Here is a 25,829-nt window from a genome sequence, read left to right on the forward strand (position 1 = left end):
GAGTTCGGTTGGGATGCCACGGCCGGGGGCTTACCACGGGGTGTGGGCCGGCTCACCCCCCGCGGCCCCCCGCGGCCCCGCGTGCGTCGGTCGGGCCCTCAGAGCACCGGGCGACCCACCACGGAGGCGACCAGCCGGGCGAACTCCTCCAGCCGGGCGATCTGGCCGGCGCCGCCGTCGTCGAGCGTCTTGCCGAAGCGCAGCGCGTCGTGCCGGGGCGCGCCGGCGATCTCGTCGCCGGGCGGCGCCTCGTCCAGCGAGGTCAGCAGGAGGTAGACGTCGATGCTGTCGACCCGGACGTCGCCGCTGTCGGCGCGGGTCAGCCGCCGCCGGCAGCCGACCTCGGTGACGGTGGAGACCGGCACCACCCGCAGCGACGAGGTCATCGACCCGGGCGGACCCTCCCCCGGCGGCACGTCCTCGCCGTGCCAGAGCACCAGGCGGCTGCCGTCGCAGACGACGACCTCCTGCCACACCCCGTTGACCTCGTTGACGAAGCGTTCCAGGGTGAAGCCGAGCACGGACGCACCGCGCAGCACCCCACCGAGCGCCTCCAGGGCGATGTCCGGGTCCCGAAGGTAGGCCCGCGCCGCCGATTCGAGGTCCTGGTAGGGCGACCAGTCCGGGAACACCGCCGGCAGATCCCCACCGCCGAAGCCCGGCCGACTCATGCCATCTCCCCCAGGTCGCGCCGCCGACCCGCACCGGCCGGCGGAATCCGCCCGCTCACTCCCAGCCGCCCCGCTCCGCCGTCAACTCGCGTCCGCCTCGTCCGTCGCGGCGGGTTCCACCCCGGCGGCCTGGGCGGCCGCCGCCTGTCGGGCCGCGGCCGCCTCGCGCAGCGCCTGCTTGCGCTCGGCGTACGCCTCGGCGCCCTTGCTGGGCTTGCGACGCCGCGGCGGGGCGGTGACGCCCGGGGCGAGCTTACGCGCGGAGACCAGGAACGCGGTGTGCGCGATCATCCGGTGGTCCGGGCGGACCGCCAGCCCCTCGGCGTGCCAGTCGCGCACCAGCGACTCCCAGGCCCGCGGCTCGGTCCAGCCGCCGCGCTCGCGCAGCGCCTCCACCAGCTCGGACAGCTGCGGGGTGGTGGCGACGTAGCCGATGAACACGCCGCCGGGCAGCAGCGCCCGCTCGACCATGTCGAGGGTCTCCCACGGGGTGAGCATGTCCAGGATGATCCGGTCGAAACCGGTCTCCGGGCAGTCGGCGACGTCGCCGACGTGCAGCTTCCACGCCGGGTGCGGGGCGCCGAAGAAGGACTCGACGTTGCGCCGGGCGATCTGGGCGAAGTCGTCGCGCAGCTCGTACGAGTGCAGCTCGCCGCCGGTGCCGACGGCGCGCAGCAGCGAACAGGTCAGCGCCCCGGAGCCGGCGCCCGCCTCCAGCACCTTCGCGCCGGGGAAGATGTCGCCCATCGCGACGATCTGCGCCGAGTCCTTCGGGTAGATCACCTGCGCGCCGCGCGGCATCGACAGCACGTAGTCCGACAGCAGCGGGCGCAGCGCGAGGAACGCGGTGCCCCCGCCGGAGGTGGTCACCACGCTGCCGTCGGGCTGCCCGATCAGCGCGTCGTGCTCCAGGATGCCGCGGTGGGTGTGGAACGCCTTGCCGGGCTCCAGGACGACCGTGTGCATCCGCCCCTTCGGGTCGGTCAGCTGCACCCGGTCGCCGGGGCGGAACGGCCCCCGGTGCACCGGGGGCAGGTCCGGGACGGCGACGGGCGCCGGTATGCCGTTCTCGGCCGGGAGGGCGGGGGGATGTGCTGCGGTCACCTGTTCATCTTCCGTGTGGGTTCGAGGACCTGGGCGAGATCCCCGATGTGCAGAACGCCGACCACATCTTCGCCTGCCGTCACCACGTACTGTGCGGCCGGGTGGCGCCGCACCGTCTCCATCACCCGGTCGCCGGCCACCCCGGCCGGCAGCGCGGGCAGCCGGTCCAGCGGCCGGGCCACCGCGTCCACCGCCACCCAGGGCCGGCGTTCCGGGGGTACGGCGTCCGCCGCGGCCGGGTCCACCAGGGCGACCGGCCGGCCGGCGCCGTCGACCACGGTGACCGCCGCCCCGGCCGGCGCCTGCGCGGCGTGCCGGCGCTGCGCCTCGGCCAGCGGGGTGCCGGTGGGCACGCCGAAGACCGGCCGGGCCAGCCGGGCCAGGTCGATCAGTGGCACCCGGCGGCTGATCCGGGCGTACCGGATCGACTGGCCGGCGCCGCGCCAGAGGGTGACGGCAACCAGCAGCATCAGCGGCAGGGCCAGCGGCACCAGCAGCCGCTGGACGGTCAGCAGCACCACCAGCACCGCCGTGCCGACCGCGACGGCGCGCCCCACCCAGCCGGCGATCTCGGTGGCCCGGTGCCGGTCCCGGGTGAGCGCCCAGACGGCGGCGCGCAGCGCCCGGCCGCCGTCCAGCGGCAGCCCGGGCAGGATGTTGAACAGCGCGACGATCACGTTGCTCAGCGCCACCTGCAGCGCGAGCTGGTGGGCCAGGGTGTGCGGGGGCAGGGCCATGGTGACGCCGACGGCGATCGCGCCGAGCACGGCGGAGACCGCCGGCCCGGCCAGGGAGACCAGCAGGTCGACCCGGGGGGTGGGGGCGTCGGACTCCATCTCGGTGTACCCGCCGAGCAGTTCCAGGGTGATCCCGCGCACACCGATGCCGTACCGGCGGGCGGTCAGCGCGTGGCCGAGTTCGTGCAGCAGCACCGAGCCGAGCAGTGAGACGACGAAGCCGAGGCCGATCAGGTAACCGCCCAGCGGGCCGAGGTCGAGCCGGTCGCGGGCGAACTCGGCGTACGTCACGGTGATCAGCAGGGTCAGCAGCAGCATCGACACGTTGACGTGCAGCGGCACCCCGAAGACCCGGCCCACGGTCAGGCCGGTGCGTCGGCCGGACCGGCGTGGCGCTCGGCTGCGGGGTTTCACCGCCCCGATGCTACGCCGTGCGGATCATGCTCCGGTGCGCCGATCACGGCCCTGTCACACCGGTGCCCTAACCTTCGGGGCATGACGGCGGAACCGGTGATCGACGAGCAGGCCACTCCGGCGGCGGCGCTGCCGGCCACCATCCGGGCGTCGTTGTCGCCGTCGCGGGCGGCGGATTTCAAGACCTGCCCGCTGCTCTACCGCTTCCGCAGCATCGACCGGCTGCCCGAGCGCCCGACCGTGGAGCAGGCCCGGGGCACCCTGGTGCACGCAGTGCTGGAACGGCTGTTCGACCTGCCGGCCGGCGGGCGCACGCCGGACGCCGCCGGTGCTCTGGTGGCCCCGCAGTGGGACCGGCTGGTCACCGAGCAGCCCGAGCTGGCCGGCCTGTTCGACCCGGGCGACGAGGCGGGCACCGCCGAGTTCCTGCGCTCGGCGGCGGGGCTGCTGGAGGGCTACTTCGCGGTGGAGGACCCGCGCCGGCTGGAGCCGGCCGAGCGGGAGAGCCTGATCTCGGCGGTGGTCGACGAGCAGCTGCTCATCCGGGGCTACCTCGACCGCCTCGACGTCGCTCCCGACGGCGCACTGCGGGTGGTCGACTACAAGACCGGCGGCGCGCCCCGGGAGGCGTTCGAGGCGCGCGCGCTGTTCCAGCTGAAGTTCTACGCGCTGGTGCTGTGGCGCACCCGGGGGGTGGTGCCGCGGGTGCTTCGCCTGCTCTACCTCAAGGACGCGGAGGTCTGCGACTACTCCCCCGACGCCGAGGAGCTGCTGCGCTTCGAGCGCACGGTGGTGGCGCTCTGGCAGGCCATCGAGCAGGCCACCGAGCGGCAGGATTTCCGGCCCCGGCCGAGCCGGCTCTGCGACTGGTGCAGCCACCAGGCGCACTGCCCGACCTTCGGGGGCACCCCGCCGCCGTTCCCGGACCGGTCGGCGGCCGCCGACCCGCTGCGCGACGCCCGCTCCGGCCCGGCCGCCCCCGGCGCCGACGAGTGATCGGCCGTCCCCGCGCCGCCTGCCGCCCGGCCCGGCCGCCCGGCGGCGCCGACCAGTGACCGCCTGCTCAGCACCCCGGTTGGCCGGCCTCGATGCAGCGAGTGACCGGCCGCCGACGACCGCCGCACCACGACCGGGCGGAGGTCGTCTCCTCCCTGAGGAGGAGGGCCGGTTCACCGTCGGCGACGACCTGGCGCGCCGGGCGGCGGTTAGCGTCGCGGTATGACCGACGGACCCGCGCGATGGTGGCAGCGCCGACCGCTCGCCGGTGACGCGCTCTTCGCCGCCGCCCTGGTGCTGCTGGAGATCGCCTTCCTGCTGCTCACCCCGCCGGAGTTCTGGCCCGGGCGGATGCCGGGCGCGCTGGCGTGGAGCCTGCTCACGGCCGCCCCGGTGGCGTTGCGCCGGGTCGCCCCGTGGACGGCGGTGGGTCTGGCCGTGGCCACCCTGATGCTGCCGGTGCTGCTCAGGCACGCCCCCGGCACGCAGGGCCTGGCGTTCATGGTCCTGACGTACACGATGGCCGCGCACCGGCCGGCGCGGCAGGCGGCGCTGGCCGCGGTGCTGCTCTGGGTGCCGGTGGGGGTGGCCAACCTGGTCGCCCCGCCGGAGGGGGCGCTGGCGGTGAGCCCCGGCTACCTGCTGCTCAACAACCTGCTCATCGCCCTGCTGTCGTACGCGGTGGGACGGGCGGTGCAGGCGCGGCGCACGTCGGTGCGGGCGCTGCGGGAGCGGGCCCGGGTGGCCGAGGAGAACCAGCGTTCCCTGGCCGAGCAGGCGGTCGCCGACGAGCGGCGCCGGATCGCCCGGGAGTTGCACGACGTGGTCGCCCACCACGTGAGCGTGATGGGGGTGCTGGCCACCGGGGCGCGTCGGGTGCTGCGCCGCGACCCGGACGCCGCCGACGAGGCCATCGCCACCATCGAGGACACCAGCCGGGTCACCCTGCGGGAGATGCGCCGCCTGCTGGATGTGCTGCGCACGGACGCGGAGCCGGCGGCGGACCTGACCCCACAGCCCGGCCTGGCCGGGATCGAGGCGCTGGTCGAGCAGGTACGGGAGGCGGGCCTGCCGGTGACCCTGCACGTCGAGGGCACGCCCGGACCGGTGGAGGAAGGCGTGTCACTGACCGTCTACCGGATCGTGCAGGAGGCGTTGACCAACGCCCTCAAGCACGCCGGGGAGGCCACCGCGCAGGTGCGGCTCACCGTCGCCGACGGCTTCCTGACGGTGGAGGTCACCGACACCGGGCGCGGGCCGGGACCGGGACCCGACCGGATCGGGCACGGCCTGGTCGGCATGCGGGAGCGGGTCGGCCTCTACGGTGGGACCCTGCGGACCGGTCCCCGACCGGGCGGCGGCTTCCGGGTGTCGGCGCGGATTCCGGTGGAGCCGGTCGGGGCCGCGGCGTGACCCGGGAGCACCGGGCGGGCGCCGCCGGCCGGGCCGCGCCGGTGCGGCACCGGCGCGGGCGGCCGGGCCACCACCGCACCGGCGACCGACCGCACCACCAGCAGGACAGGGAGATCTCATGAGCGACGGTACAGCGGCGGCACGGCCGGTGCGGATCCTGCTCGCCGACGACCAGCCGCTGCTGCGTACCGGCTTCCGGATGGTGCTGGGCACCGAGGATGACCTGGACATCGTGGCCGAGGCCGGGGACGGCCAGGAGGCGGTGGAGCTGTCCCGCCGGCTGCTGCCGGACGTGGTGCTGATGGACATCCGGATGCCCCGGATGGACGGGGTGGCGGCCACCCGGGCCATCGTCGACGCCCGGCTGCCGGTGCGGGTGCTCATCCTCACCACGTTCGACCTGGACGAGTACGTGGTGGGGGCGCTGCGCGCCGGGGCCAGCGGCTTCCTGGCCAAGGACGTACCGGCGGAGGACCTGGTGACCGCGATCCGCACGGTCGCCGCCGGGGAGGCGGTGGTCGCGCCACGCATCCTCAAGCGGCTGCTGGACCGCTTCGCCGACGTGCTGCCCGACCCGGCGGCCACCCCGCCGAAGGCGCTCAACTCGCTGACCGAACGGGAGCGCGAGGTGCTGGTGCAGGTGGCCCGCGGGCTGTCCAACGCCGAGATCGCCGCGGCGCTGTCGGTCAGCGAGACCACGATCAAGACCCACGTCGGGCACGTGCTGACCAAGCTGGGGCTGCGCGACCGGGTGCAGGCGGTGGTGCTGGCGTACGAGACGGGCCTGGTCCGCCCGCAACGGTGATCGCTCGTCAGGCTTCGCGCGGCGACGTGGCCAGGCTGGTCTGCCGGTCCGTCTCCTCGCCGCGCCGATCCACGCTGCCGATGGCGTCGACCCGGCCCCACCGCCCCGGGATGTCGAGCAGTTCGATGCGGCCGAACCGCTCGGGCAGCGCCGGCTCGACCACCAGATCGTCCCCGTACGGCTCGAGGCCGAGCAGAGTGCGTACCAGCAGCAGGGGTGCTCCGGTCGCTTCGGCCTGCGGACTGTTGGCCGTCGGGTACGGGACGGGGCCCCGGGTCAACTCGCGGTAGAAGCCGCCGAAGGCCTCCGGCGGCCTGCCGTCGAAGTGGTGCGACGCGGCGATGATCCCCTCGGCGATGCGGCCCGCTTCCTGGGCGAAGCCGTAGCGGCGCAGGCCCCAGGCGATAAAGGAGTTGTCGGAGGGCCAGACGGCGCCGACGTGGTACCCGAGCGGGTTGTAGCGGCCCTCCCCCTCGGCGAGGGTGCGCACGCCCCAGCCGGAGAAGAGGCGAGGGCCGAGCAGGTGTTCGGCGATTCTGGCCGCGCGGGATTCCTCGACGATGCCGCTCCAGAGCAGGTGGCCGATGTTGGAGGAGAGGGCGTCGACCTGGCGGCCGTCGCCGTCGAGGGCGAGGGCGTAGTACTCGCCGTCGTCGACCCAGAAGTCACGGTTGAAGCGTTGCTTGAGCTCGGCCGCCTCGCGTTCCAGCCGGTCGGCGTAGTCGGGGTCGTTCCAGAACTGTCGGGCCAGCCGGGCGCCGCGGATCTTGGCGTCGTAGGCGTAGCCCTGCAGCTCACAGGTCGCCCGGGGTAGCGCGGGCAGGGTGCCGTCCCGGAAGGAGATCGCGTTGGGGGATTCCTTCCAGCACTGGTTCTCCAGCCCGGTTCGTTCGTTGCGGCGCTGGTACCAGACGTAGCCGTCGCCCATGATGTCGCCGTACTCGTCGATCCAGTGCAGGGCCGCCCGCGCCTCGTCCTCGAACTCCCGCACCGTATCGGCGTCTCCGGTCCAGCGCTCGTACTCGTCGAGCAGGACCACGTAGAGCGGGGTGAGGTCGGCGGCCCCGTAGTACGGCGACTGCGGGCGTTCCTCGAACGCCACCAGTTCGCCGTAGCGGAACTCCCTCAGGATCTTGCCGGGCTCCTCGTCCCGGAAGTCGTCGAGCACCGCACCCTGGTCGATGCTGAGCATGTGCAGGGCGGCACGGGCGAGGCGCGGTGCGAACGGCAGCGCCTGCAGGCTGGCGAAGATGGCTTCCCGGCCGGCGATGGTCGCGCTCCACGGCAGACCCGCCGCGGGCAGCGCCTCGGCCGGCAGCGTCAGCGGCGAGTACCCCAACGCGGCGAGATCGACCATGGTCCGCCGGTACGTCCGCTCCAGTGGCTCCCAGTCGCAGATCAGCTGCGGAGCCGCGCCGAGCCACTGTTGGAGTTCCCGCTCGAGCCGGGACCTGTCCCGCCGGCGGCGGCCGGGATGGACATGCTCCCGCACGTCCGCACCGTCCGGGCGCAGCACCAGGCCTCGGACGTGCAGCGTCGTGGTCCACTGGCCGTGCGGTGCGATCCGGACCCGGTACGTCAGCCCTCGTTCGTCGACCTGCGCCGGCTCGGTGGAGGAGATGACCGTCTCCCGGCGGAACGCGTCCCGCTGGTAGCCGAGGTGCAGCCGGCCGTTCTCGACGCGCCGGTACAGCCGCCCCTTCGGCGTACGCCCCTGGGCCGCCACGATCAGCGGCACGAAGTCGGAGTCCGCCTCCACGCGGACGGTGATCTCGGCCGGTTCGCCGGAGTGGTTGAGCACCGTCAACTGCTCCTCGAAGCTGCCGGCCACCGACCGCTCCCGGATCACCGACACCTTCGCGTCGACATAGTGGGTGGGTGCGCCGGGCACCAGGAAGAAACGCACCTCGAAGTAGGACGGGTCGTCTCGGGCGAGCGGGCTCAGCCGTTCACCGTTGAGGGTCAGCCGCCATAGGGACAGGAACCGGGTGTCGAACGAGTAGAACCCGGACGGCGCGGTGGGCTTCGCCTCCAGGTCGCCACTGCCGTCGCTCAACACGAAGATGTTGCCGTCAAGGATCCTGATCAGGTCCGTCTTCATGCGCGCCCCTCAGGGCCACGGACGACGTCCCGTGGATGTCGCGCCCCGGGCGGAGGTGCGAAGAGCCGCTCCAGCAGGACGATGAACCGAAACTTTCCCTCGCTCGTTATCTCGTTCCGCAGCCACGCCGGGAGCGGTTTGGCCTCGCCACGGACCATGCAGTCGAAGAAGGCACTGTCGGCACGGATGACGGCGTCGGCGTCGCCATCCCGTTGTGACACGCGGACGGCACCCCCGCGGATCTCCACGAACCAGTGGTCGACCTCCTGGTCGTGTTCCAGGTCGAACCGGATGGTGCCATTCGTCTTCTTCAGCACGCGTTCGTGGCCGTGTCGTTCGAGGGCGTCGAAGAATCGCCGGGTCGTCTCCGACATGGCACCACCACCCCCGCAGAGAAATCGCGACCAGGGCAGCATCGCTCGGGTTGCGGTGCCCTGACCTCACCCGGATCGGATGAGATCGCCGGCCGCTCACGGAGGGCAGTGACATTTCACCCGGTGCGGGTGATGCGACGGCTGGCCGGCACCGGCCATCGTGAGCGTGGCTGCTCGTCCGGGCTCGGGGACCTACCGGAGGAGGCTCATGTCGAATCCCACCGCGGACTTCTTCGAGGCGCTCGGCCGGCGGGGCCACGAACCCCTCCTCGCGGACGCCGTCGGCAGCATCCGGTTCGACCTCGGACAGGACCAGGAGGTCGACCACTGGTTGCTGGTGATCAGACGCGGCGATGTCCGCGTCTCGCGGGAGGAGAGCGCCGCCGACTGCGTGCTCAGGGGCAGCAGAACGACCTTCGACCGGATCGTCACTGGCAGGTCGCACATCTACGCGGCGTGGGTGCGTAACGAACTCAGGGCCGAAGGTGACCTGCGGCTTGCCCGCTTCCTCCAGCGGGTGATGCCGGGGCCACCCGGCGCGCACCATCCACGGGAGTTCGCCCGCCGAAAGAGCGGACCGGCATGAGCGACGGACTCGTTCGACTGCTGGACGGCAACACGTTCGTGGTCAGTGAGGAGACCGGCGACATCGACGCGTCGCCGGCCATCCCGACCGGCTTCTTCTCGTTCGACACCCGGTTCCTGTCGAAATGGATCCTCTCCATCAACGGCGAACGGGTCAACGCGCTCAACGTTGAGGAGGTCGACTACTTCGAGAGCCGATTCTTCGTCGTCCCGACCGTCCTGACTCCGCTGGTGGACATCAGCGTGTCGGCCATTCGCGAGCGCTCGATCGGCGAGAGCTTCAACGAGCGGCTGACCGTGATCAACCACGAACCCGGGCCGGTCGACCTGCGGATCCGGATCGACATCGAGAGCGACTTCGCCGACCTTTTCGAGATCAAGGACGTCCGCAACAAGAAGGGCGCGCACTACGCCCGGATCGAGGACGGGTGCCTGCGGCTCGGCTATCGGCGGGAGACGTTCCACCGGGAGACGTTGGTCTCCTCCACCGAGCCGGCGCAGATCGACGAGCGGGGGTTGACGTACGACGTCCGCCTCGAACCGCACGACGAGTGGGTCACCGACATCCATGTGCGGACCCTGGGCGTGGACGGACGTGATCTTCGGGAGACTCTGCAGGGCTTGCCCGGCCGGGATCGCCGGCAGATGCGGCAGGACCTGGACCGTTGGCTCGCGGAGGCCCCCCGCCTGACCTGCGACTCCCCCACGTTGACGATGACCTACCGGCGCAGCCTGTCCGATCTCGCCGCGCTGCGCTTCATGCCGCTGACCGGCGGCGGACACACCCTGCCCGCCGCCGGCCTGCCGTGGTTCATGGCCATCTTCGGCCGGGACAGCATCTTCACCAGCCTGCAGGCGCTGCCGTTCGCACCCGACCTCGCGGCCACGACGCTGCGCCTGCTGGCGCTGTTGCAGGGCGTCATCCTCGACGACTTCCGCGAGGAGGAGCCGGGGAAGATGCTGCACGAACTCCGGTACGGCGAGACGATCGGCTTCGAGGAGCAGCCCCACTCGCCGTACTACGGCAGCGCCGACTCCACCCCGCTCTACGTGATCCTGCTCGACGAGTACGAGCGGTGGACCGGAGACGCCGCCACCGTGCGGCGTCTCGAGCGGTCCGCGCGGGCCGCGCTGCACTGGATCGACGAGTACGGCGACCTCATGGGCGACGGCTACGTCTGGTACCGGCGCCGCAACGAGCGCAACGGGTTGGAGAACCAGTGTTGGAAGGACTCCTGGGATTCGATCTGTTTTCGGGACGGCACCATGGCCGCGCTGCCCCGGGCGACCTGCGAGTTGCAGGGCTACGCCTACGACGCCAAGATCCGCGGCGCCCGGCTGGCCCGACAGTTCTGGAACGACCCCGACTACGCCGACCGGCTGGAACGCGAAGCGGCCGAGCTCAAGCAACGCTTCAACCGTGACTTCTGGGTCACCGACGGCGAGTACTACGCCCTCGCCCTCGACGGCGACGGCCGCCAGGTCGACGCCCTCTCCTCCAACATCGGCCACCTGCTCTGGAGCGGCATCGTCGAGGAATCCCGCGCCGCGAAGATCGCCGAACACCTCCTCGGACCCCGGCTCTTCTCCGGCTGGGGCGTCCGCACCCTCGCCGAAGGAGAGGGCCGCTACAACCCGATCGGCTACCACGTCGGCACGGTCTGGCCCTTCGACAACGCGTTCATCGCCTGGGGCCTGCGCCGCTACGGGTTCACCGACGAGGCGGGGCGCATCGCCGAGGGGATCATCGACGCCGCCGAGTTCTTCCACGGCCGGCTGCCGGAGGCCTTCGGCGGATACGACCGGACGCTGACCCGGTACCCCGTGCTGTACCCCACGGCGTGCAGTCCACAGGCGTGGTCCACGGGCGCCCCGCTGTTGTTGCTGCGGACCATGCTCGGCATGGAACCCCGTGGGGACCATCTGGTGACCAGGCCGGCCGTACCCCCGGGCCTGGGCCGCATCGAGCTGCTCGGCATTCCCGGACGGTGGGGCCGGGCCGGCGCCCTGGGACGCGCCCACCCGGAGCGGCGCTGACCGCTGCGCGGTGACACCCGGACGTGCGACCGGTCGGACCGCACGACGAGCCGGCATGCCCGCTCCGCGGCCGTCCCGCCCCACCACGAACACCGCCGCCGACGTCGGCTTCGCTCGCGACGGCCGGCCACACCCGGGCGGGTGGCCGGCGGCTACGTCACGGGGCGTACCCGAGGAGCCGCCGGTGGGGCGACGGCGCGGTTGCCGTGGTCACCTACCGTGACGAAAGACGGCGCGGCGTGGTTGACCATGACGTGGCGTCAGGTTCTAGCGTCGGTTCCGGCGCCGTCCCGGCGGGCGGAAACGCGCTCGACCGGTCGTCGGCTCAGGGGCAACCCTGATCCCGGGTCGGGGCCGACCCGCAGTGCGAAATCCGCATCCGCTCCGCCGGGAGTCGGACGGAATCGGGGCGCGCGGCACCGAGGATGGAACCAGCCCCACCGACCAGCGGGGGCGGCGGGGATCACCGCAGGCAGACGGAAGAGGTATATGACGTGACGGCGACGGTAGGCCGGCAGGCGCAGGCCGCGGCCAGGGCCAGCGACGTGTGGAAGGTGTACGGCAGCGGCGAGGCGCAGGTCGCCGCGCTGCGGGGGGTGAGCGCCGAGTTCGAGCGTGGCCGGTTCACGGCGATCATGGGCCCGTCCGGTTCGGGCAAGTCCACGCTGATGCACTGCCTGGCGGGGCTGGACTCGGTCACCAAGGGCACGGTGCACATCGGCGACACGACGGTGACCGGGCTCGGCGACGCCGGCCTGACGAAGCTGCGGCGGGACAAGGTCGGTTTCATCTTCCAGCAGTTCAACCTGCTGCCGACGCTGACCGCCCAGGAGAACATCCTGCTGCCGCTCTCCATCGCCGGCCGCAAGCCCGAGCAGGCCTGGTACGACACGGTGATCGACACGGTGGGCCTGCGGGACCGGCTGGGGCACCGCCCGGCGCAGCTCTCCGGTGGTCAGCAGCAGCGGGTGGCGTGCGCCCGGGCGCTGGTCGCCCGACCCGAGGTGATCTTCGCCGACGAGCCGACCGGCAACCTCGACTCCCGCTCCGGCGCGGAGGTGCTCAACTTCCTGCGCAACTCGGTACGCCAGCACGGCCAGACCATCGTGATGGTGACCCACGACCCGACCGCCGCCGCGTACGCCGACCGGGTGATCTTCCTGGCCGACGGGCAGATCGTCTCGGAGCTGATCGAGCCGACCGCCGACACCGTGCTGGACACCATGAAGAAGCTCGACACGCCGGCCGAGGTGGCGCGCTGATGTTCCGCGCGACGTGGAAGAGCCTGCTGGCGCGCAAGGTGCGCCTCATCCTCTCCGGCCTGGCCGTGGTGCTGGGCGTCATGTTCGTCTCCGGCGCGTTCGTGCTGACCGACACGCTCGGCCGCTCGTTCGACGCCGTCTTCGCCGACGCGTACGAGGGTGTCGACGTCAACGTCTCCGCCAAGCCGAAGATCGCCCTCAGCGAGACCGAGGGTGAGCAGGTGCCCGCGGCGATGCCGGCCGCGACGCTGGAGAAGGTCCGCACGGTCGGCGGGGTGGCCGAGGCCACCGGGATCGTCGCCGCGGACGGCGCCCGCCTGATCGGCAGCAACGGCAAGGTGGTCACCTCGTTCGGTCCGCCGCAGCTCGGCGAGAACTGGGTGGGCGAGAGCGACCTGGTCAAGCTGCGCGAGGGCCGCGAGCCGCGCGCCGACGACGAGATCGTGGTCAACGGGGCGCTGGCGCAGGCCGCGAAGGTGAAGGTCGGCGACCGGGTCGGCGTGCTGACCCTGGAACCGAAGAAGGAGTTCACCGTGGTGGGCGTCTTCGGTTACAGCGGTGACCGGGACTCCCTCGGCGGGGCCAACGAGATCGCCTTCACCACCCCGGTGGCGCAGCGGCTGATGCTCGGCGAGCCGGACGTGTTCACCAACATCAGCGTGAAGGCCGCCGACGGCGTCGGCGAGGCCGCGCTGCGCGACGACATCGCCGCCGCGGTCGGCGGCGACTACGAGGTCAAGACCGGCGAGCAGCTCTCCGCCGACGCCTCGGCGGGGCTGAAGGAGGGGCTCTCCTTCTTCAACAAGATCCTGCTCGGCTTCGCCGCGGTGGCGCTGCTGGTCGGCACCTTCCTCATCCTCAACACCTTCTCGATCATCGTGGCGCAGCGCACCCGGGAGTTGGCCCTGATGCGGGCCATCGGGGCCAGCGGTCGGCAGATCATCGGCTCGGTGGTGCTGGAGGCCATTGCGGTGGGCCTGATCGCCTCCGTACTCGGCCTGGGCGCCGGCATCGGCGTCGGCGCGCTGCTGGCGTACCTGTTCGGCAAGCTGGCGGGCGGGCTGGCGCTGGCCGGCATCGGCGTGCCGGCGGCCGCGGTGATCGGCGCGTTCTCGGTGGGTCTGGTGATCACCGTGGTGGCGGCGCTGCTGCCGGCGCTGCGGGCGTCGCGGATCCCGCCGATCGCGGCGATGCAGGACGTGGCCACCCCGGACCGCCCGCTGACCAAGGTGACGGTGGCCGGCGCGATCGTCACCGGGATCGGGGGCACGCTGCTCTTCCTGGGGCTCAGCGGCAACGCCGGGGACAACACCCTGGCCACCATCCTCGGCGGCGTGCTGTTCGCCTTCATCGGGGTGGCGCTGCTGACGCCGCTGATCAGCCGGCCGGTGGTGTCCCTGCTCGGGGCGCTGTTCGCCTGGTCGGTGCCGGGCAAGCTGGGCCGGCTCAACTCGGGTCGTAACCCGCGCCGCACTGCGATCACCGCGGCGGCGCTGATGGTCGGCATCGCGCTGGTCACCGGTGTGACGGTGATCCTCGACTCGGCCAAGGGCAGCATCAGCGCGCTGGCCGAGGACCAGATCAAGGCCGAGCTGGTGATCGCCGGGGTGCAGGGCGGTCCCCGCCCGCCGAGCTTCGACCCGGCGGTGCTGGAGAAGGCCGCCGCCATCCCGGGCGTCCAGATGGTCGACGGCGAGTACGGCGACATGGCCGTGGTCAACGGCGAGCGCACCTGGGTGGCGGCGTCGAGCAATGTCGCGTCGCTGGAGCGGATCTTCGGGGCGAAGGCCACCGCCGGTGACATCAGCCGGCTGGCACCGGATCAGATGCTGTTCAGCTCGGACACCGCGAAGTCCCGCAACGTATCGGTCGGCTCGAAGGTCAACGTCCAGCTGTCCCGGGGCGAGGCCCGCACGTACACGGTCAGCGGCATCTACGAGAGCTCGCAGCTGACCAACCCGGTGGTGCTGCCGCCGCAGGCGGCGCGGGACTTCGCCATCCCGCAGCCGATCCAGGGCTTCCTGCAGCTCGCCCCCGGCACCCGGGTCGCCGACGTGCAGCCGCAGGTCGAGACGCTGCTCGCCGACAGCCCCGAGGTGTCGGTGGCCGACCGGGCCGCCTTCATCAAGCAGCAGACCAGCCAGCTGGACACCCCGCTGCGGATGATCCAGATCCTGCTGGCGCTGGCCATCGTGATCGCGGTGCTGGGCATCATCAACACCCTGGCCCTGTCGGTGCTGGAGCGGACCCGCGAGCTGGGCCTGCTGCGGGCGATCGGGCTGCGCCGGGCGCAGACCATGCGGATGATCACCGTCGAGGCGGTGGTGATCTCGGTCTTCGGCGCGCTGCTCGGCGTGGTGGTCGGCACCGGCCTCGGCGCGGCGGTGGTCGAGGCGCTCAAGGACGAGGGCATCACCGACCTGGTCCTGCCCTGGGGCCAGATGGGGATCTTCCTCGGCCTGGCCGCGATCATCGGGGTGGTCGCCGCGGTGCTGCCCGCGGTGCGCGCCGCGCGGATCAACGTGCTGGGCGCCATCGCCCACGACTGATCCTCAGCAGGGACGACGAAGGGGGCCCCGCCGGTCGGCGGGGCCCCCTTCGCGCGCGGTTCAGGCCGGTGGCTCGCCGAGCAGCGCGGCCAGCAGCTCCAGGTCCGCCGCGGTCAGGCTCTCCACCTGGTGTACGCCGTCGATCGGCGCGATCGGCACCTCCGCGGGCACCGCCAGCACCGCCGCACCGGCGGCGAGCGCGCTGGCCACCCCGGTCGGCGAGTCCTCGATCGCCACGCACCGGCCGATCGGCACGGCCAGCAGCCGCGCCGCCGTCAGGTACGGCTCCGGGTGCGGCTTGGCCAGGTCCACCTCGTCACCGCAGACCACCGCGTCGAAGCTGTCCCGCCCGAGGGTGTCCAAGGCCACCTCGACCAGCGGCCGCCCGCTGGAGGTCACCAGCGCGGTGGGGATGCCGGCGGCGCGTACCGCGCGCAGCAGGGTCAGCGCGCCGGGCCGCCAGCGCAGCCCGGTCCGGAACAGCTCCAGGATCCGGGCGTTGATCCAGTCGATGCTGACCTGCGGGTCCCGCTCCGGCTGGCCGAGGTCGTCGTGCACGATCCGCATCGACTCGGCCATGCTCGTGCCGATCACCGCGTGCCGCGCGGCGTCGGAGAGCATGCCGCCGTACTCGGCCGCCAGTTCGCGCAGCGCGACGTCCCACAGCTTCTCGCTGTCGACCAGGGTGCCGTCCATGTCGAAGAGCACGGCGGCGGGGTGTGGGCTGCTCAGCGGGGGCCTCCTCCGGCCGGGGTGGTGTCGGGGCGATCCTCTCAGCCCGACCCGGGCGGCCCACCGCCCTCCCCGCCAAAGGTGACCTGCGCGATCCCGCTCAGCCGAGGTCGCAGGCGTCCAGGGAGTTCTCGTAACCGCGGAAGAACGAGTCGGTGCGCTGCTCTGCGGTGCCGTGCGAGCCCTCCGCGAACCACGGCTGGTCGGGGTCGTCGCCGACGGCGAGCAGCCCCTCGCGGAACTCGTCGAGGTCGCCCGTGTCCAGCTTCAGCACGCCCGAGCGGACCGAGTCACCCAGGTACGCCCCGGCCATGCAGTCGGCCTGCAACTCCTGCTGGATGGTGAAGTTGGAGCGGATGCCGAGGCGTGCCTGGATGCCGTGGGCGTACTCGTGGCCGAGCAGATAGAACACGAACGCGTCGCCGACCTGGCGGAACGCGGCCACCGACCAGTTGACGTCGTAGGCGATGAAGTCGCCCTGGGAGCAGTAGACGGCGTTGTTGCGCGGCAGCGCCTGGCCGCCGCAGGCGACCTCCCCTCGCGCTGGTAGGGGACGATCCGGCGGATCGGGCGGAACTGCTCGCCGGAGGCCTTGAACTGGGCGCCCCAGTAGTCCTCGGCGATGTTCACCGCGTCGCCGATGTCGGTCTTGAACTCCTCGACGCTGGTGGTGCCGTCGGCCCGGGTGGTCTGCGGGCCCGGCGAGGCGGCCTGCCCCGACTGGCCCGGCGCCGGTTCGCGCGGCTCCTGCGGGCCGCTCTCCCCCACCCCGCCGACGGCGCAACCGGCCGCCACCACCAGCGCCACCACGGCCGCGGCGAGCGAGCCGCGCGACTGCGATCCCGAGCGTGCCGTCACAGTTGCCCTCCCAGGCGTCGCGGCCGATGCGGTCGGTGTACCCCGACCGTGGATTGATCATGCCGGGCGGCGACCGCCGGGACCATGGGCGGACGGCCGGGGCTCAGCTGTCCCAGAGGTGGAACAACGCCACCGCCCGGTCCGGGTCCAGGTGGAGTTCGAGGGGCCGGGTATCCGCGGCGCTCTCGTCGTAGAGCGTGCTGTGCCGCCACCGCACGCCCGCCGGCACGTACGGGGACAACCCGGGCCACACCGCCGGCTCCGCGGTCGCCGGCTCCCAGGTGTACGCGGCGGCCAGCGCCCGCGCGTCGGCCGGGCGCAGTAGCACCACTCCCTGGTACATCCAGTCCGTCGGCCCCGGGACCCGGGAGCACGGGTTCGCCTCGGTGTCGACCTGCCAGTGCACGTCGAGGAAGTCGCCCAGACCGGGCACCTGCTCGGCGGGGAACCCGCCGTCGGTGCGAAGCTCGGCCTTGTCCGCCGCCAACTGGTCCGGACAGGCCCGATCGGCGGCGACCTCCCCGCCCACCAGCCAGGCGACACCCCCGCAGGCGGCCAGCTGCACCAGGATCGGGACGGCGGCCAGCAGCCACGGCACCCGACGGGTCCATGTCGTCACGGGCGGAGGATAACGATCATCAGGACTGGCGCTCGGCCCGACCGGTAATGTCGCTCTGCGAGGAGTGCCGGCCTTGTTCGTAGCGCTGCTGCCGCATCACCGCCGCCTGCCGGGCGCCCGGGTCCTCCGCCGAGGCCGTCCGCTGCCGGTCCCGCCAGGCGACCCACCCGACTGCCGCCGCCACGACCGCACCGAACACCCCGAGTATCACCCAGGTCGTCGTCATGGATCCACGGTAGACCTGGATCGCGAGGCTGCGCACCGATGACGGGGACCAATTTCGACGATCACGAGCGGGAACGCTGAGCGGACGCGCCGCCGCGATCATCATGAGCCCAGGCCGCCGCCACGGATCCAGTCGCCCTGCGTGACGTGCCGGCTCTGCTCGTGGCGCTGCTGCTCCACCACCGCCGCCTGCCGGGCGCCCGGGTCCTCCGCCGAGGCCGTCCGCTGCCGGTCGCGCCAGGCGACCCAGGCGACCGCTGACGCCACGACCGCGCCGAACGCCCCGAGCAGCACCCATGCCGTCGTCATGCATCCACGGTAGACCCGGGTCGCTAGGCTGCGCACCGATGACGGGGACCAGTTTCGACGATCACGAACGGGCACGCTGGGCGGGACGGGCGGCGGCGTACGAGCGCACTTTCGCCCGGCTCTGCGCGTACCCGGCAGAGGCGCTGCTGGACGCGGCGGGCGCCGGGGCCGGCATGCGAGTGCTCGACGTGGGCGCCGGAACCGGCACGGTCGCGGCGCTGGCGGCCGGGCGCGGCGGACGGTGGTCGCGGTGGACGCCGAGCCGTCGATGCTGGCCGCCGCCCGCCGGTCCGTGCCCGACGCCCGGCTGGTCCGCGCCGCGCTGCCGCACCTGCCGCTGATCACCGGCGCGGTGGACGCCGCCGTGGCCAACTTCGTGCTCAACCACGTCGGCGATCCGGCCGCCGCGGTGGCCGGGCTGCGCCGCACGGTACGCCCCGGCGGCCGGATCGCCGTCACCGTCTGGCCTTCGCCCCACCCGCCGCTGCAACGGCTCTGGGGTGAGGTGTTCGCCGAGGTGGACGGCGGTGAGCTGCCGAGGGTGGCGGCGGAGCGGGACTTCCCGCGCACCGAGGAGGGGCTGACCGACCTGCTCGTCCGGGCGGGGCTGGCCGACGTGCGATGCCGGACGCTGACCTGGACGCACCGGGCCGACCCGGACGAGTGGTGGACCGGACCGGCCAGCGGCCTCGGCATGCCGGGGCTGCTGCTGCAGCGGCAGCGGCCGGCGACCCGGGAGGCGCTGCGGCGCCGCTACCTGGAACTGTCCGCCCGCTACCGGGATGCCGACGGGCTGCTCGCCCTGCCCACCGCCGCGCTACTCGCCTCCGGTGGGGTGAGCTGACGTGCCGACTAACGGGCCCGGGCCCAGGATAGGAAGCGCTCGGTGAGGTTCTCCGGAACCGCGTGCCCGTTGAGCTGGGAGAGCTGCGCGCCGGCCTCGGCCATCAGGGTGCTCAGGTAGACCAGCAGCGCGACGCGGTCCTCGCGGTACTCGACCAGCAGCGCCAACCGCGCCGGCTGGCAGGGCCACTCTGCGCCGCAGGCCCGACACCGCCACAGGGGACGCATCGGCAGGTGCGGTCGAGACGCGCAGCTCACCTGCCCACCACCACTGTCCGGTCCAGACGGACGAGCGCAAAGCGCTGCCGTGAGTCGATCGAACCGTCAAGGCGTACGCCCTGGCCGCTCAGCTCCACCCACAGCGAACCCTCGACCATCCGCCGGTTGAGCACGGCCGTGATCCGCATGAGCAGCGGGCCGGTGCCGAAGCGGTAGAAGGCCTCGTGAACGGTGATCAGGTCGCCGACGGTCACCAGCGGCCTCCGTTCGCCCGCCAGCGGCTTGCCGGGGTCTGGTTGCCGGCCCGGGTCTGGTCCGTGATCGGGACCAAGGCGCTCGACGGCGTCGCCCGCCTGGCTCGCGGCATCAGGCACGGAGTCGGGATCGGGGTCTCGGCCTTGCGGCGTCGGGAGCGGAACAGCACAGCGGGCCTCCTCGGGATATCGGGAGGGACGGCCCCGCTTCATGGCGGAGGCGGCCCCGAGCAAGTTCCGCTGACGGCTCGGACTGCGCCAGCGGTAACGCTGGTGACACTCTGCTGTGGAGGGCACTACGCTCGGAAGGCGTCTCGCCGGTCCGGGCTGAGCTGGCGGAACGAGCGTCGAACCTGTGGCGGCATGATTAGTTGATCACCAGTTTGGGGCACCCTGAATGGCAGATGTTCCCAGTCCGCTCGCCGCCTTCATCGTGGGCGAGATCCGCCGGGCTCGTGGGGCCGCCGGCTTGACACAGGAGGCATTCGGCCGAGCTGCGGGTTTCAGTGCGTCACATGTCAGCGCCGTCGAAGGCGGCACTCGCGCCCTGACGATGGACTTCATCAAGGGAGCCGATCGCGCGCTGGCCAGCGGTGGCTTGTTCGAGCGCATGGTGTCCAAGCTCGGTGCGCCGTCGTGGTTCCTGCCGTGGCTCGACGCCGAGCGCGGGGCGACGCAGCTCCGGTACTTCGAGCCGAACCTGATCCCGGGTCTTCTGCAGACCGAGGCGTACGCCCGCGCCGTACTGCGGCTGGATCCACGCCTCAGCGACGACGAGGTCGAACGCCGGGTGGCCGCGCGCATCGAGCGGCAGTCGATCCTGGGCCGGGAGGCGCCGCCTCAACTCGTCGTGGTCGTCGACGAGGCGGCTGTCCGACGCGTCGGGGACGGGTGCGAGAAACTGATGGGTGAGCAGATGTTGAAGCTTGTAGCCTGCGCCGAGCGTCCCCACGTCAGCATTCACGTGATTCCACCGGAGGTCGGCCTCCACGCGGGACTGTCCGGCCCGCTGTCGTTGGCACACCTGGACGACGGAAGCTGGGTCGGCCACCTGGAAAGCCAACTCGGCGGCGATGTCGTAGACCGGCCGTCGGACCTGGATACGCTCTTCCAGCGGTGGGAGAGCGTCCGCAACGAGGCACTGTCACGGCGACAGTCGCTGGACCTGATCAAGGAAGCAGCGAATCAATGGACCTAACCGGTGCACGGTGGCGGAAGTCGACCCGTAGCGGTACCAGCGGCGGCAACTGTGTCGAGGTTGCTGACAACCTCCCCAACGTGGTCGCCGTCCGCGACTCCAAGGACTCGACCGGACCGGCCCTCGCCTTCACTCCCACCGCCTGGCACGCGTTCGTCGCCCACATCGCCACGCGGCGCTGACCGTCCCGCTGTCCGTGTCGGCCCGGCGGCTCCGACTTCGCTCCCCTGTGGGCGGTCTGGGATACCGTCAGGTCGGTAGCGCTTCCGCGCGACCAGACCATCGATCTCCTGAGAGCACGAGCATGGATGACCTGACCGGCGCGCGGTGGCGTACCAGCACCCGCAGCAGTTCCAACGGCGGTGCCTGCGTGGAGGTAGCCGACAACCTGCCCGGCGTCATCCTCGTCCGCGACACGAAGGACCGCGCGGGCGGCACCCTGGCCTTCAGCCGCGCCGCCTGGCAGGCGTTCGTCACTCGGGTCGCCGCCCGGCCCTGACCCGTTGTCCGGCTCGGTCCGGCGGCTCCGACGTTCCCGGTGACGGCCCGCCCGGGGCCGGCCGAGAGGAGTGACACCGTGAAGTACATGATCATGCTGTACGGCTCGCAGCGGGACTACGACGCGATGGCGGGTCGCCCCGGCGACAACCCGCCGCCGATGTCGCCGGAGCAGGTCGCGGCGATGCACGCCCACATGGAGGCGGTGCACAAGGAGATCGCGGAGTCGGGCGAGCTGGTCGACGGCCGGGGGCTCACCGCCCCGGTGCACGCCCGGCGGGTCCGGCTGCGCGAGGGTGCGCCCGTGGTGACCGACGGCCCTTACCCGGAGACGCAGGAGGTGCTGGCCGGCTTCACGATCGTGGAGTGCGACAGCTTCGACCGGGCCACGCAGATCGCCGCGCGGTTCGTGAACCCGGACGCCGAGGGCGAGTACGTGGACGTGCGGCCGGTCGCCGAGGGCATCGAGGACCTGAACGGCTGATGAGCGCCGACGCCGTCGAGGACCTGCTGCGCCGCCTGACGCCGCAGGTCCTCGGCGCGGTGGTGCGCCGCTACGGGCACTTCGACACCGCCGAGGACGCCACCCAGGAAGCGTTGCTGGCGGCCGCGACCCGGTGGCCCGTCGACGGCGTACCCGATGATCCGCGTGCCTGGCTGATCACCGTCGCGGCGCGTCGCCTGACCGACCTGCTCCGCAGCGAGCAGGCCCGGCGGCGGCGCGAGGACGACGTCGCCCGGCGGTTGCCGCCCGGGCAGTGGCTCGCTCCCCCGGCGGACCGCCGGTCCCCGGAGGACGACAGCCTGGTGCTGCTCTTCCTCTGCTGCCACCCGGAGCTGCCCCCGGCCGCGCAGATCGCGCTGACCCTGCGGGCCGTCGGCGGCCTGAGCACCGCCGAGGTGGCCCGGGCGTTCCTGGTCCCGGAGGGCACGATGACCCGCCGGATCACCCGCGCCAAGCAGCGCATCCGGGACAGCGGCGTGCCGTTCGGCCTGCCCAGCGGCCCGGACCGGGAGGCCCGCCTGGCCGCCGTCCGGCACGTGCTCTATCTGATCTTCAACGAGGGGTACGCCAGCACGGCCGGGCCGCTGCTGCGCCGGGTGGACCTGTCCACCGAGGCGATCCGGCTCACCCGGATGCTGCACCGGCTGCTCCCCGACGACGCCGAGGTGACCGGGCTGCTGGCGTTGATGCTGCTCACCGACGCGCGGGGGCCGGCCCGGGTCGGGCCGAACGGCGAGCTGGTCCCGATGGCCGAGCAGGACCGCAGCCGCTGGCGCGCCGACCAGATCGCCGAGGGCGTCGCGCTGGTCAGCGCGGTGCTGCCGCGCGGCGAGGTCGGGCCGTACCAGGTGCAGGCGGCGATCGCGGCGCTGCACGACGAGGCCCCGAGCGCCGAGGAGACCGACTGGCCGCAGATCGAGGCGTTCTACACGGTGCTCACCGGCCTGTCCGACAACCCGGTGGTGGCGCTGAACCACGCGGTCGCGGTGGCCATGGCCCGGGGCGCCCCCGCCGGGCTCGACCTGCTCGCCGGGCTGGCGGCCGACCCACGGCTCGCCGCCGACCCCCGGCTGCCCGCCGCCCGCGCGCACCTGCTGGAACGCACGGGCGACCTCGGCGCGGCGCGGGCGGCGTACGAGGAGGCGGCGCGGCGGTCGATGAACCTGCCGCAGCAGCGCTACCTGTACGCCCGCGCCGCCCGCCTGGTCGACGCCGACTGAGCCGGCCTCACCACTGCCGGCCGGGCACCAGCACCCTGGTGGCGTCGGGCAGCGTGGTCAGCACCCGGCGACTCCCGGCGCCCGGCTCGACGGCGACCAGCTCGGTCCGCTCCCGGATCCGTCGGGTCAGCACGACACGGGCACAGCGAAGCCGAGTCCGGCGGCGCCGTCAACGCAAGGTTGCGATCCGACGCACGATGTCGACCTGATGGAGGCCGGTCAGGGTCGCGGCGCGGGTTCCACCCGGAACACCGGGTACCGGTCGGCGACCGCCTCGAACTCCGCCAGCGGGGCGCGCCGGTCGACCGGCAGGTGCGGCCGGGCGCCGGGGGCCAAATGGAGGTAGCGGCGCAGGACCGGGGCGCGCCGGGCCACCTCGACCTCCCGCAGCAGCACCTGCTCCCGCCCGCCGTGGCGCAGCACCGCCCGCCCGCCGGCCGCCCGTACGTTGCGTACCCAGTTGGCGTGCTCGCCGAGCATGGACACCAGGTAGCGGTCACCGTCGAGATCGGCCACCACCACCGGCACCGCGATCCTCCGGCCGGTACGCCGCCCGCAGACCTCCAGGGTGACCGCGCGGCGCGGGGCGAGCACCCCGGTGGCGAACTGGGCGGCGTCCACCCGGTTCATCACCCGGGCCAGCCGGCTGGGGCGGTCACCCGGGTACAGCCGGCGCTGGGCCTCGTACAGCAGCTCCACCACGCGACGCACGTCCACCTCCTGCGGTCCCACCGTCGAGTCTGCGCGCCGCCGGCCCGTCCGGGCAGGGCGTTGGCCCCGGCCGGTGCTCCGAAGGCGGCACGCCCGCGAGCTGGTCGGCCGATCAGCGGCGCCGCTGTATGGGTCCGGTGTAGTCGTCCACCCTGGCGGCCGTCACCCGCCGTCGCCAGCCCGGTCCGGTGCGGCGGTCGCGGTCAGGCCGGGCGACGGCGAGGGCCGCGCGAACGGCAGGGCGATCCCGTCCCGGTCGAGCACGGCGACGTAGTGGCCGAGCAGCCCGTCCAGCTCGGCCCCGAGGTGGTCGGCCCACTCCCCGGCCGCCACCAGGTCGCCGGCGCGCAACGCCGCCCGGACCAGCTCGATGTCCTCGCGCAGCACCGACAGGCTGTCACCCTGGATCAGCACACCCGGGAAGCGGCGCGGGGGCAGGCGCAGCACAGCGGCGTTGCCACGCTCGTGCAGGTCGACCTCGATGCGTTCCACCGGCCGACCGTAGCCGCCGTCAGCCCTCGGCGAGGACCTCCCGCAGGCGGTCGGCGAACCGCTTCGGGTCCTCCACGAAGCCGATGTGGCCGCCGGGGAACATCGTCGGCGCGGTGCCGAGCGCCTCGGCCAGCGCCCGGGAGGTGAGGTCGCAGACCTGGCCGGTCGACTCCTCGCCCAGGCCCACGACGACCCGGGTCGGGCCCTCCCGCAGTGCGGTGACGTCCGGCTGGAACCGGGTGGTCCCGCGGATCATGTGGACGTACTGGAAGTGCTCGTCGGCGGCGGCCTGCGGCTCGGGTTCGCCGCCGAACATGCCGTGGACCACCGGCTCGGGCAGCTCGATGTTCGCGTTGGCGAGGAACTGCCGCCCCGCGCCCAGCCGGTCCCCGGCCAGGTACGTGGCGATCATGGCGTCCTCCCGGGCGAAGCGGTCCTCGCGGTCGTCGAGCAGGCCGAGCAGCGGCGGCTCGTGCGCGATGACGGTGTGCGCCCGCTCCGGGTGGGCCTGGGCGAGGGCGAGGACGGTCACCGCGCCGCCGCTGGAGCCGAGCACCGCGGCCGGCCCGGCGTCGAGGTGGGCGATCAGCCGGGCGACGTCGTCGGCGCGCAACTGCGGGGTCGAGTCCTGGTGCGGGTCGTGCAACAGACTGCGGTTGATGCCACGCGGGTCGGTCGTGAGCACCGTGTGGTCGGCGGCCAGCAGGTCGGCCAGCGGCGCGAACGCCCCGGCGTCCATCGGGGCGGCGACCAGCGCCACCAGCGGCCCCCGTCCGCGTACCTCGTAGTGCAGTCGCCCGTCGGGGACCTCCAGGGTCGCGGTGGTGACAGGTGCGGTGGATGTGCTGCTCATCGGGTCCTCCCGGGTCGGGGCGTGCGCGTTCGGAGTGGAGACTTCCGTCGTACGGCAGAATCGTCGCTCGTGAGGGCTGTTTCTCCGCGCGCCGCCGACGGCGCCCGCGACGCCGGGCTGGACCGGGCGCGCGAGGGCGACCAAACCGCGTTCGCCGACCTGGTGGCGCCGCTGCGCCGGGAGCTGCACGCGCACTGTTACCGGATGCTCGGCTCCGCCCACGACGCCGACGACGCCCTCCAGGAGGCACTCCTGCGGGCGTGGCGCGGGCTGCCGCGCTTCGAGGGGCGCAGCTCGCTGCGCTCGTGGCTGTACACGGTGGCCACCCGCACCTGCCTGGACGCGGTGGCCGGGCGCGCCCGCCGGGCGCTTCCGGTGGACCTCGGCCCGGCCAGCGAACGGGCGGTGCTGGACAGCGCCCCGGCGGGCCACGTCGCGTGGCTGGGGCCCTACCCCGACGCCGGGCTCGCCGACGGTCCGGCCGCCCCCGACGTACGCTACGAGCAGCGCGAGGCCGTCGAGCTGGCCTTCGTCGCAGCCCTGCAGCACCTGCCGGGGAACCAGCGGGCGGCGCTGCTGCTCTTCGAGGTGCTGGGTTTCTCCGCCGCCGAGATCGCCACCATGATGCGCACCTCGGTCGCCTCGGTGAACTCGGCGCTGGCGCGCGCCCGGCGGCTGGTGGCCGACCGGGTGCCGCCGGTCAGCCAGCAGCGGACCCTGCGCCGCGTCGACGACAGCCGGCTTCGGGAGATCGTCACCGGCTACGCGACCGCCCTGGAGAACGGCGACACCGAGGCGCTGGTCGCCCTGCTGACCGAGGACGTCACCTGGTCGATGCCGCCACTGCCGCAGTGGTACCGGGGGCTGGCGGCGGTCACCGACTTCGCCCGCGAGCTGCCGATGACCCGGTGCGGGAGCTGGCGGCACCGGACGACCGGCGCGAACGGGCAGCCGGCGGTGGCCTCGTACCTGCGCACGCAGGACGCCGGCCCGTACCTGGCCTGGTCGATCAACGTGCTGACGCTGCGGGACGGGCGGATCGCCGAGATCACCTCGTTCCTGGGGGCCGAGCACTTCACCGGGTTCGGGCTGCCGGACTCGCTGCCACCGGTCGGCGAGGACGGCAGCGGCCCGGCGCCCCCCCCCCCGCGGGCCCCCCCACCACAGCCCCCCCCGGCCCCCCCCCCCCCGCCCCCGCGGCGCCGGGGCAACAGCCCCGCCAATATTGTTTTTTGGAGATATAGG

At 73.1% G+C, this 25,829-nt stretch carries 29 protein-coding genes and 2 pseudogenes; 15 read left to right on the forward strand and 16 right to left on the reverse strand.

Going from position 1 to position 25,829, the window contains the following annotated elements; translation table 11 throughout:
- Positions 1–98: 98 nt before the first annotated feature.
- From M2302_RS31175 to M2302_RS31185, 3 genes are all read right to left on the reverse strand, one after another.
- Entirely contained in the window at positions 99–671 is a 573-nt protein-coding gene (locus M2302_RS31175) for a hypothetical protein (protein WP_280841385.1), read from the reverse strand.
- 81 nt (positions 672–752) lie between these two features.
- A complete protein-coding gene (locus M2302_RS31180; protein WP_280841386.1) occupies positions 753–1,775 on the reverse strand; it encodes a tRNA (adenine-N1)-methyltransferase in 1,023 nt (340 codons plus the stop codon).
- Positions 1,772–2,926, reverse strand: a complete 1,155-nt coding sequence (locus M2302_RS31185) for a site-2 protease family protein (RefSeq protein ID WP_280841387.1) — start codon at positions 2,924–2,926, stop codon at positions 1,772–1,774. The genes M2302_RS31180 and M2302_RS31185 overlap by 4 nt, the downstream gene beginning before the upstream one ends.
- Positions 2,927–3,007: 81 nt before the next feature.
- On the opposite strand from M2302_RS31185, the gene M2302_RS31190 reads away from it, so the two are divergent.
- From M2302_RS31190 to M2302_RS31200, 3 genes are all read left to right on the forward strand, one after another.
- Positions 3,008–3,922, forward strand: a complete 915-nt coding sequence (locus M2302_RS31190) for a PD-(D/E)XK nuclease family protein (protein ID WP_280841388.1) — start codon at positions 3,008–3,010, stop codon at positions 3,920–3,922.
- Between the two features lie 222 nt (positions 3,923–4,144).
- On the forward strand, positions 4,145–5,335 hold the full coding sequence (locus M2302_RS31195) for a sensor histidine kinase (RefSeq protein ID WP_280841389.1): 1,191 nt from the start codon (positions 4,145–4,147) through the stop codon (positions 5,333–5,335).
- Between the two features lie 118 nt (positions 5,336–5,453).
- On the forward strand, positions 5,454–6,140 hold the full coding sequence (locus M2302_RS31200) for a response regulator transcription factor (protein WP_280841390.1): 687 nt from the start codon (positions 5,454–5,456) through the stop codon (positions 6,138–6,140).
- 7 nt (positions 6,141–6,147) lie between these two features.
- On the opposite strand, the gene M2302_RS31205 is transcribed toward M2302_RS31200, so the two are convergent.
- Entirely contained in the window at positions 6,148–8,241 is a 2,094-nt protein-coding gene (locus M2302_RS31205) for a glycogen debranching N-terminal domain-containing protein (RefSeq protein ID WP_280841391.1), read from the reverse strand.
- Positions 8,238–8,615, reverse strand: a complete 378-nt coding sequence (locus M2302_RS31210; RefSeq protein ID WP_280841392.1) for an SCP2 sterol-binding domain-containing protein — start codon at positions 8,613–8,615, stop codon at positions 8,238–8,240. Before M2302_RS31210 ends, M2302_RS31205 begins: the two co-directional genes overlap by 4 nt.
- A 208-nt stretch (positions 8,616–8,823) precedes the next feature.
- On the opposite strand from M2302_RS31210, the gene M2302_RS31215 reads away from it, so the two are divergent.
- From M2302_RS31215 to M2302_RS31230, 4 genes are all read left to right on the forward strand, one after another.
- Positions 8,824–9,201, forward strand: coding sequence for an SCP2 sterol-binding domain-containing protein (locus M2302_RS31215; protein ID WP_280841393.1), 378 nt, complete (start codon positions 8,824–8,826; stop codon positions 9,199–9,201).
- Complete coding sequence (locus tag M2302_RS31220; RefSeq protein WP_280841394.1) at positions 9,198–11,237, forward strand: glycogen debranching N-terminal domain-containing protein; 2,040 nt, start codon at positions 9,198–9,200, stop codon at positions 11,235–11,237. Before M2302_RS31215 ends, M2302_RS31220 begins: the two co-directional genes overlap by 4 nt.
- A 494-nt stretch (positions 11,238–11,731) precedes the next feature.
- A complete protein-coding gene (locus tag M2302_RS31225; protein ID WP_280841395.1) occupies positions 11,732–12,499 on the forward strand; it encodes an ABC transporter ATP-binding protein in 768 nt (255 codons plus the stop codon).
- Positions 12,499–15,048: an FtsX-like permease family protein gene (locus M2302_RS31230; RefSeq protein ID WP_280841396.1), complete on the forward strand. Its 2,550-nt coding sequence runs from the start codon at positions 12,499–12,501 to the stop codon at positions 15,046–15,048. The genes M2302_RS31225 and M2302_RS31230 overlap by 1 nt, the downstream gene beginning before the upstream one ends.
- Positions 15,049–15,108: 60 nt before the next feature.
- Here the strand turns inward: M2302_RS31230 and M2302_RS31235 are convergent, their stop codons facing one another.
- The 5 genes and pseudogenes from M2302_RS31235 to M2302_RS31255 all read right to left on the reverse strand — a co-directional run bounded on the left by M2302_RS31235 (position 15,109) and on the right by M2302_RS31255 (position 17,791).
- Complete coding sequence (locus M2302_RS31235) at positions 15,109–15,756, reverse strand: HAD family phosphatase (RefSeq protein ID WP_280841397.1); 648 nt, start codon at positions 15,754–15,756, stop codon at positions 15,109–15,111.
- A 124-nt stretch (positions 15,757–15,880) separates the two neighbouring features.
- Positions 15,881–16,638, reverse strand: a pseudogene (locus M2302_RS31240) (neutral zinc metallopeptidase).
- A 103-nt stretch (positions 16,639–16,741) separates the two neighbouring features.
- Positions 16,742–17,257 (reverse strand): hypothetical protein, encoded by a 516-nt coding sequence (locus M2302_RS31245; RefSeq protein ID WP_280841398.1) that lies wholly within the window; start codon positions 17,255–17,257, stop codon positions 16,742–16,744.
- A 19-nt stretch (positions 17,258–17,276) separates the two neighbouring features.
- On the reverse strand, positions 17,277–17,483 hold the full coding sequence (locus tag M2302_RS31250) for a hypothetical protein (RefSeq protein WP_280841399.1): 207 nt from the start codon (positions 17,481–17,483) through the stop codon (positions 17,277–17,279).
- A 101-nt stretch (positions 17,484–17,584) separates the two neighbouring features.
- Positions 17,585–17,791, reverse strand: a complete 207-nt coding sequence (locus M2302_RS31255; protein WP_280841400.1) for a hypothetical protein — start codon at positions 17,789–17,791, stop codon at positions 17,585–17,587.
- Positions 17,792–18,041: 250 nt separating this feature from the next.
- Between M2302_RS31255 and M2302_RS31260 the strand changes: the two genes are divergently transcribed.
- Positions 18,042–18,635 carry a methyltransferase domain-containing protein gene (locus M2302_RS31260; protein ID WP_280841401.1) on the forward strand — a complete coding sequence of 198 codons (594 nt, stop codon included), beginning with the start codon at positions 18,042–18,044 and terminating at the stop codon, positions 18,633–18,635.
- Positions 18,636–18,643: 8 nt separating this feature from the next.
- Here the strand turns inward: M2302_RS31260 and M2302_RS31265 are convergent, their stop codons facing one another.
- Positions 18,644–18,862, reverse strand: a complete 219-nt coding sequence (locus M2302_RS31265; protein ID WP_210776269.1) for a flavin reductase — start codon at positions 18,860–18,862, stop codon at positions 18,644–18,646.
- A gap of 26 nt (positions 18,863–18,888) precedes the next feature.
- Positions 18,889–19,107, reverse strand: a complete 219-nt coding sequence (locus tag M2302_RS31270) for a hypothetical protein (protein WP_280841402.1) — start codon at positions 19,105–19,107, stop codon at positions 18,889–18,891.
- Between the two features lie 397 nt (positions 19,108–19,504).
- Between M2302_RS31270 and M2302_RS31275 the strand changes: the two genes are divergently transcribed.
- The 6 genes and pseudogenes from M2302_RS31275 to M2302_RS31300 all read left to right on the forward strand — a co-directional run bounded on the left by M2302_RS31275 (position 19,505) and on the right by M2302_RS31300 (position 22,528).
- Positions 19,505–20,305 carry a helix-turn-helix transcriptional regulator gene (locus M2302_RS31275; RefSeq protein WP_280841403.1) on the forward strand — a complete coding sequence of 267 codons (801 nt, stop codon included), beginning with the start codon at positions 19,505–19,507 and terminating at the stop codon, positions 20,303–20,305.
- Entirely contained in the window at positions 20,296–20,487 is a 192-nt protein-coding gene (locus tag M2302_RS31280; protein WP_280841404.1) for a DUF397 domain-containing protein, read from the forward strand. Before M2302_RS31275 ends, M2302_RS31280 begins: the two co-directional genes overlap by 10 nt.
- A 33-nt stretch (positions 20,488–20,520) precedes the next feature.
- Positions 20,521–20,622 (forward strand): annotated as a pseudogene (locus tag M2302_RS31285) (XRE family transcriptional regulator); the annotation flags it as partial.
- Entirely contained in the window at positions 20,610–20,804 is a 195-nt protein-coding gene (locus tag M2302_RS31290; RefSeq protein WP_280841405.1) for a DUF397 domain-containing protein, read from the forward strand. The pseudogene M2302_RS31285 and the gene M2302_RS31290, both read left to right, overlap by 13 nt.
- 87 nt (positions 20,805–20,891) lie before the next feature.
- The gene (locus tag M2302_RS31295; protein WP_280841412.1) at positions 20,892–21,287 is read left to right on the forward strand and encodes a YciI family protein; all 396 of its coding nucleotides are present in this window, start codon (positions 20,892–20,894) and stop codon (positions 21,285–21,287) included.
- On the forward strand, positions 21,287–22,528 hold the full coding sequence (locus tag M2302_RS31300; protein ID WP_280841406.1) for a sigma-70 family RNA polymerase sigma factor: 1,242 nt from the start codon (positions 21,287–21,289) through the stop codon (positions 22,526–22,528). The genes M2302_RS31295 and M2302_RS31300 overlap by 1 nt, the downstream gene beginning before the upstream one ends.
- 7 nt (positions 22,529–22,535) lie before the next feature.
- Here M2302_RS31300 and M2302_RS31305 read toward each other — a convergent pair whose 3' ends face one another.
- The 4 genes from M2302_RS31305 to M2302_RS31320 all read right to left on the reverse strand — a co-directional run bounded on the left by M2302_RS31305 (position 22,536) and on the right by M2302_RS31320 (position 24,584).
- Positions 22,536–22,661 carry a hypothetical protein gene (locus M2302_RS31305; RefSeq protein ID WP_280841407.1) on the reverse strand — a complete coding sequence of 42 codons (126 nt, stop codon included), beginning with the start codon at positions 22,659–22,661 and terminating at the stop codon, positions 22,536–22,538.
- Between the two features lie 86 nt (positions 22,662–22,747).
- Complete coding sequence (locus M2302_RS31310; protein WP_280841408.1) at positions 22,748–23,239, reverse strand: nitroreductase/quinone reductase family protein; 492 nt, start codon at positions 23,237–23,239, stop codon at positions 22,748–22,750.
- A gap of 162 nt (positions 23,240–23,401) precedes the next feature.
- Complete coding sequence (locus tag M2302_RS31315) at positions 23,402–23,731, reverse strand: hypothetical protein (protein WP_280841409.1); 330 nt, start codon at positions 23,729–23,731, stop codon at positions 23,402–23,404.
- A gap of 19 nt (positions 23,732–23,750) precedes the next feature.
- Entirely contained in the window at positions 23,751–24,584 is an 834-nt protein-coding gene (locus M2302_RS31320; RefSeq protein WP_280841410.1) for an alpha/beta hydrolase, read from the reverse strand.
- 69 nt (positions 24,585–24,653) lie between these two features.
- On the opposite strand from M2302_RS31320, the gene M2302_RS31325 reads away from it, so the two are divergent.
- A partial coding sequence (locus tag M2302_RS31325; protein WP_280841411.1) for a sigma-70 family RNA polymerase sigma factor occupies positions 24,654–25,829 on the forward strand: 1,176 nt, incomplete at its 3' end.

The organism is Micromonospora sp. A200, assembly GCF_029893845.1.
Lineage (GTDB): Bacteria > Actinomycetota > Actinomycetes > Mycobacteriales > Micromonosporaceae > Micromonospora > Micromonospora purpureochromogenes.

Coding starts and splice junctions, on each gene's coding strand:
- M2302_RS31210 (WP_280841392.1), bottom strand. CDS start 8,615: ATGTCGGAGACGACCCGGCGATTCTTCGACGCCCTCGAACGACACGGC.
- M2302_RS31290 (WP_280841405.1), top strand. CDS start 20,610: ATGGATGACCTGACCGGCGCGCGGTGGCGTACCAGCACCCGCAGCAGT.
- M2302_RS31300 (WP_280841406.1), top strand. CDS start 21,287: ATGAGCGCCGACGCCGTCGAGGACCTGCTGCGCCGCCTGACGCCGCAG.
- M2302_RS31215 (WP_280841393.1), top strand. CDS start 8,824: ATGTCGAATCCCACCGCGGACTTCTTCGAGGCGCTCGGCCGGCGGGGC.
- M2302_RS31200 (WP_280841390.1), top strand. CDS start 5,454: ATGAGCGACGGTACAGCGGCGGCACGGCCGGTGCGGATCCTGCTCGCC.
- M2302_RS31175 (WP_280841385.1), bottom strand. CDS start 671: ATGAGTCGGCCGGGCTTCGGCGGTGGGGATCTGCCGGCGGTGTTCCCG.
- M2302_RS31255 (WP_280841400.1), bottom strand. CDS start 17,791: ATGACGACGGCATGGGTGCTGCTCGGGGCGTTCGGCGCGGTCGTGGCG.
- M2302_RS31275 (WP_280841403.1), top strand. CDS start 19,505: ATGGCAGATGTTCCCAGTCCGCTCGCCGCCTTCATCGTGGGCGAGATC.
- M2302_RS31195 (WP_280841389.1), top strand. CDS start 4,145: ATGACCGACGGACCCGCGCGATGGTGGCAGCGCCGACCGCTCGCCGGT.
- M2302_RS31205 (WP_280841391.1), bottom strand. CDS start 8,241: ATGAAGACGGACCTGATCAGGATCCTTGACGGCAACATCTTCGTGTTG.
- M2302_RS31265 (WP_210776269.1), bottom strand. CDS start 18,862: ATGCGTCCCCTGTGGCGGTGTCGGGCCTGCGGCGCAGAGTGGCCCTGC.
- M2302_RS31230 (WP_280841396.1), top strand. CDS start 12,499: ATGTTCCGCGCGACGTGGAAGAGCCTGCTGGCGCGCAAGGTGCGCCTC.
- M2302_RS31220 (WP_280841394.1), top strand. CDS start 9,198: ATGAGCGACGGACTCGTTCGACTGCTGGACGGCAACACGTTCGTGGTC.
- M2302_RS31320 (WP_280841410.1), bottom strand. CDS start 24,584: ATGAGCAGCACATCCACCGCACCTGTCACCACCGCGACCCTGGAGGTC.
- M2302_RS31295 (WP_280841412.1), top strand. CDS start 20,892: ATGATCATGCTGTACGGCTCGCAGCGGGACTACGACGCGATGGCGGGT.
- M2302_RS31250 (WP_280841399.1), bottom strand. CDS start 17,483: ATGACGACGACCTGGGTGATACTCGGGGTGTTCGGTGCGGTCGTGGCG.
- M2302_RS31280 (WP_280841404.1), top strand. CDS start 20,296: ATGGACCTAACCGGTGCACGGTGGCGGAAGTCGACCCGTAGCGGTACC.
- M2302_RS31190 (WP_280841388.1), top strand. CDS start 3,008: ATGACGGCGGAACCGGTGATCGACGAGCAGGCCACTCCGGCGGCGGCG.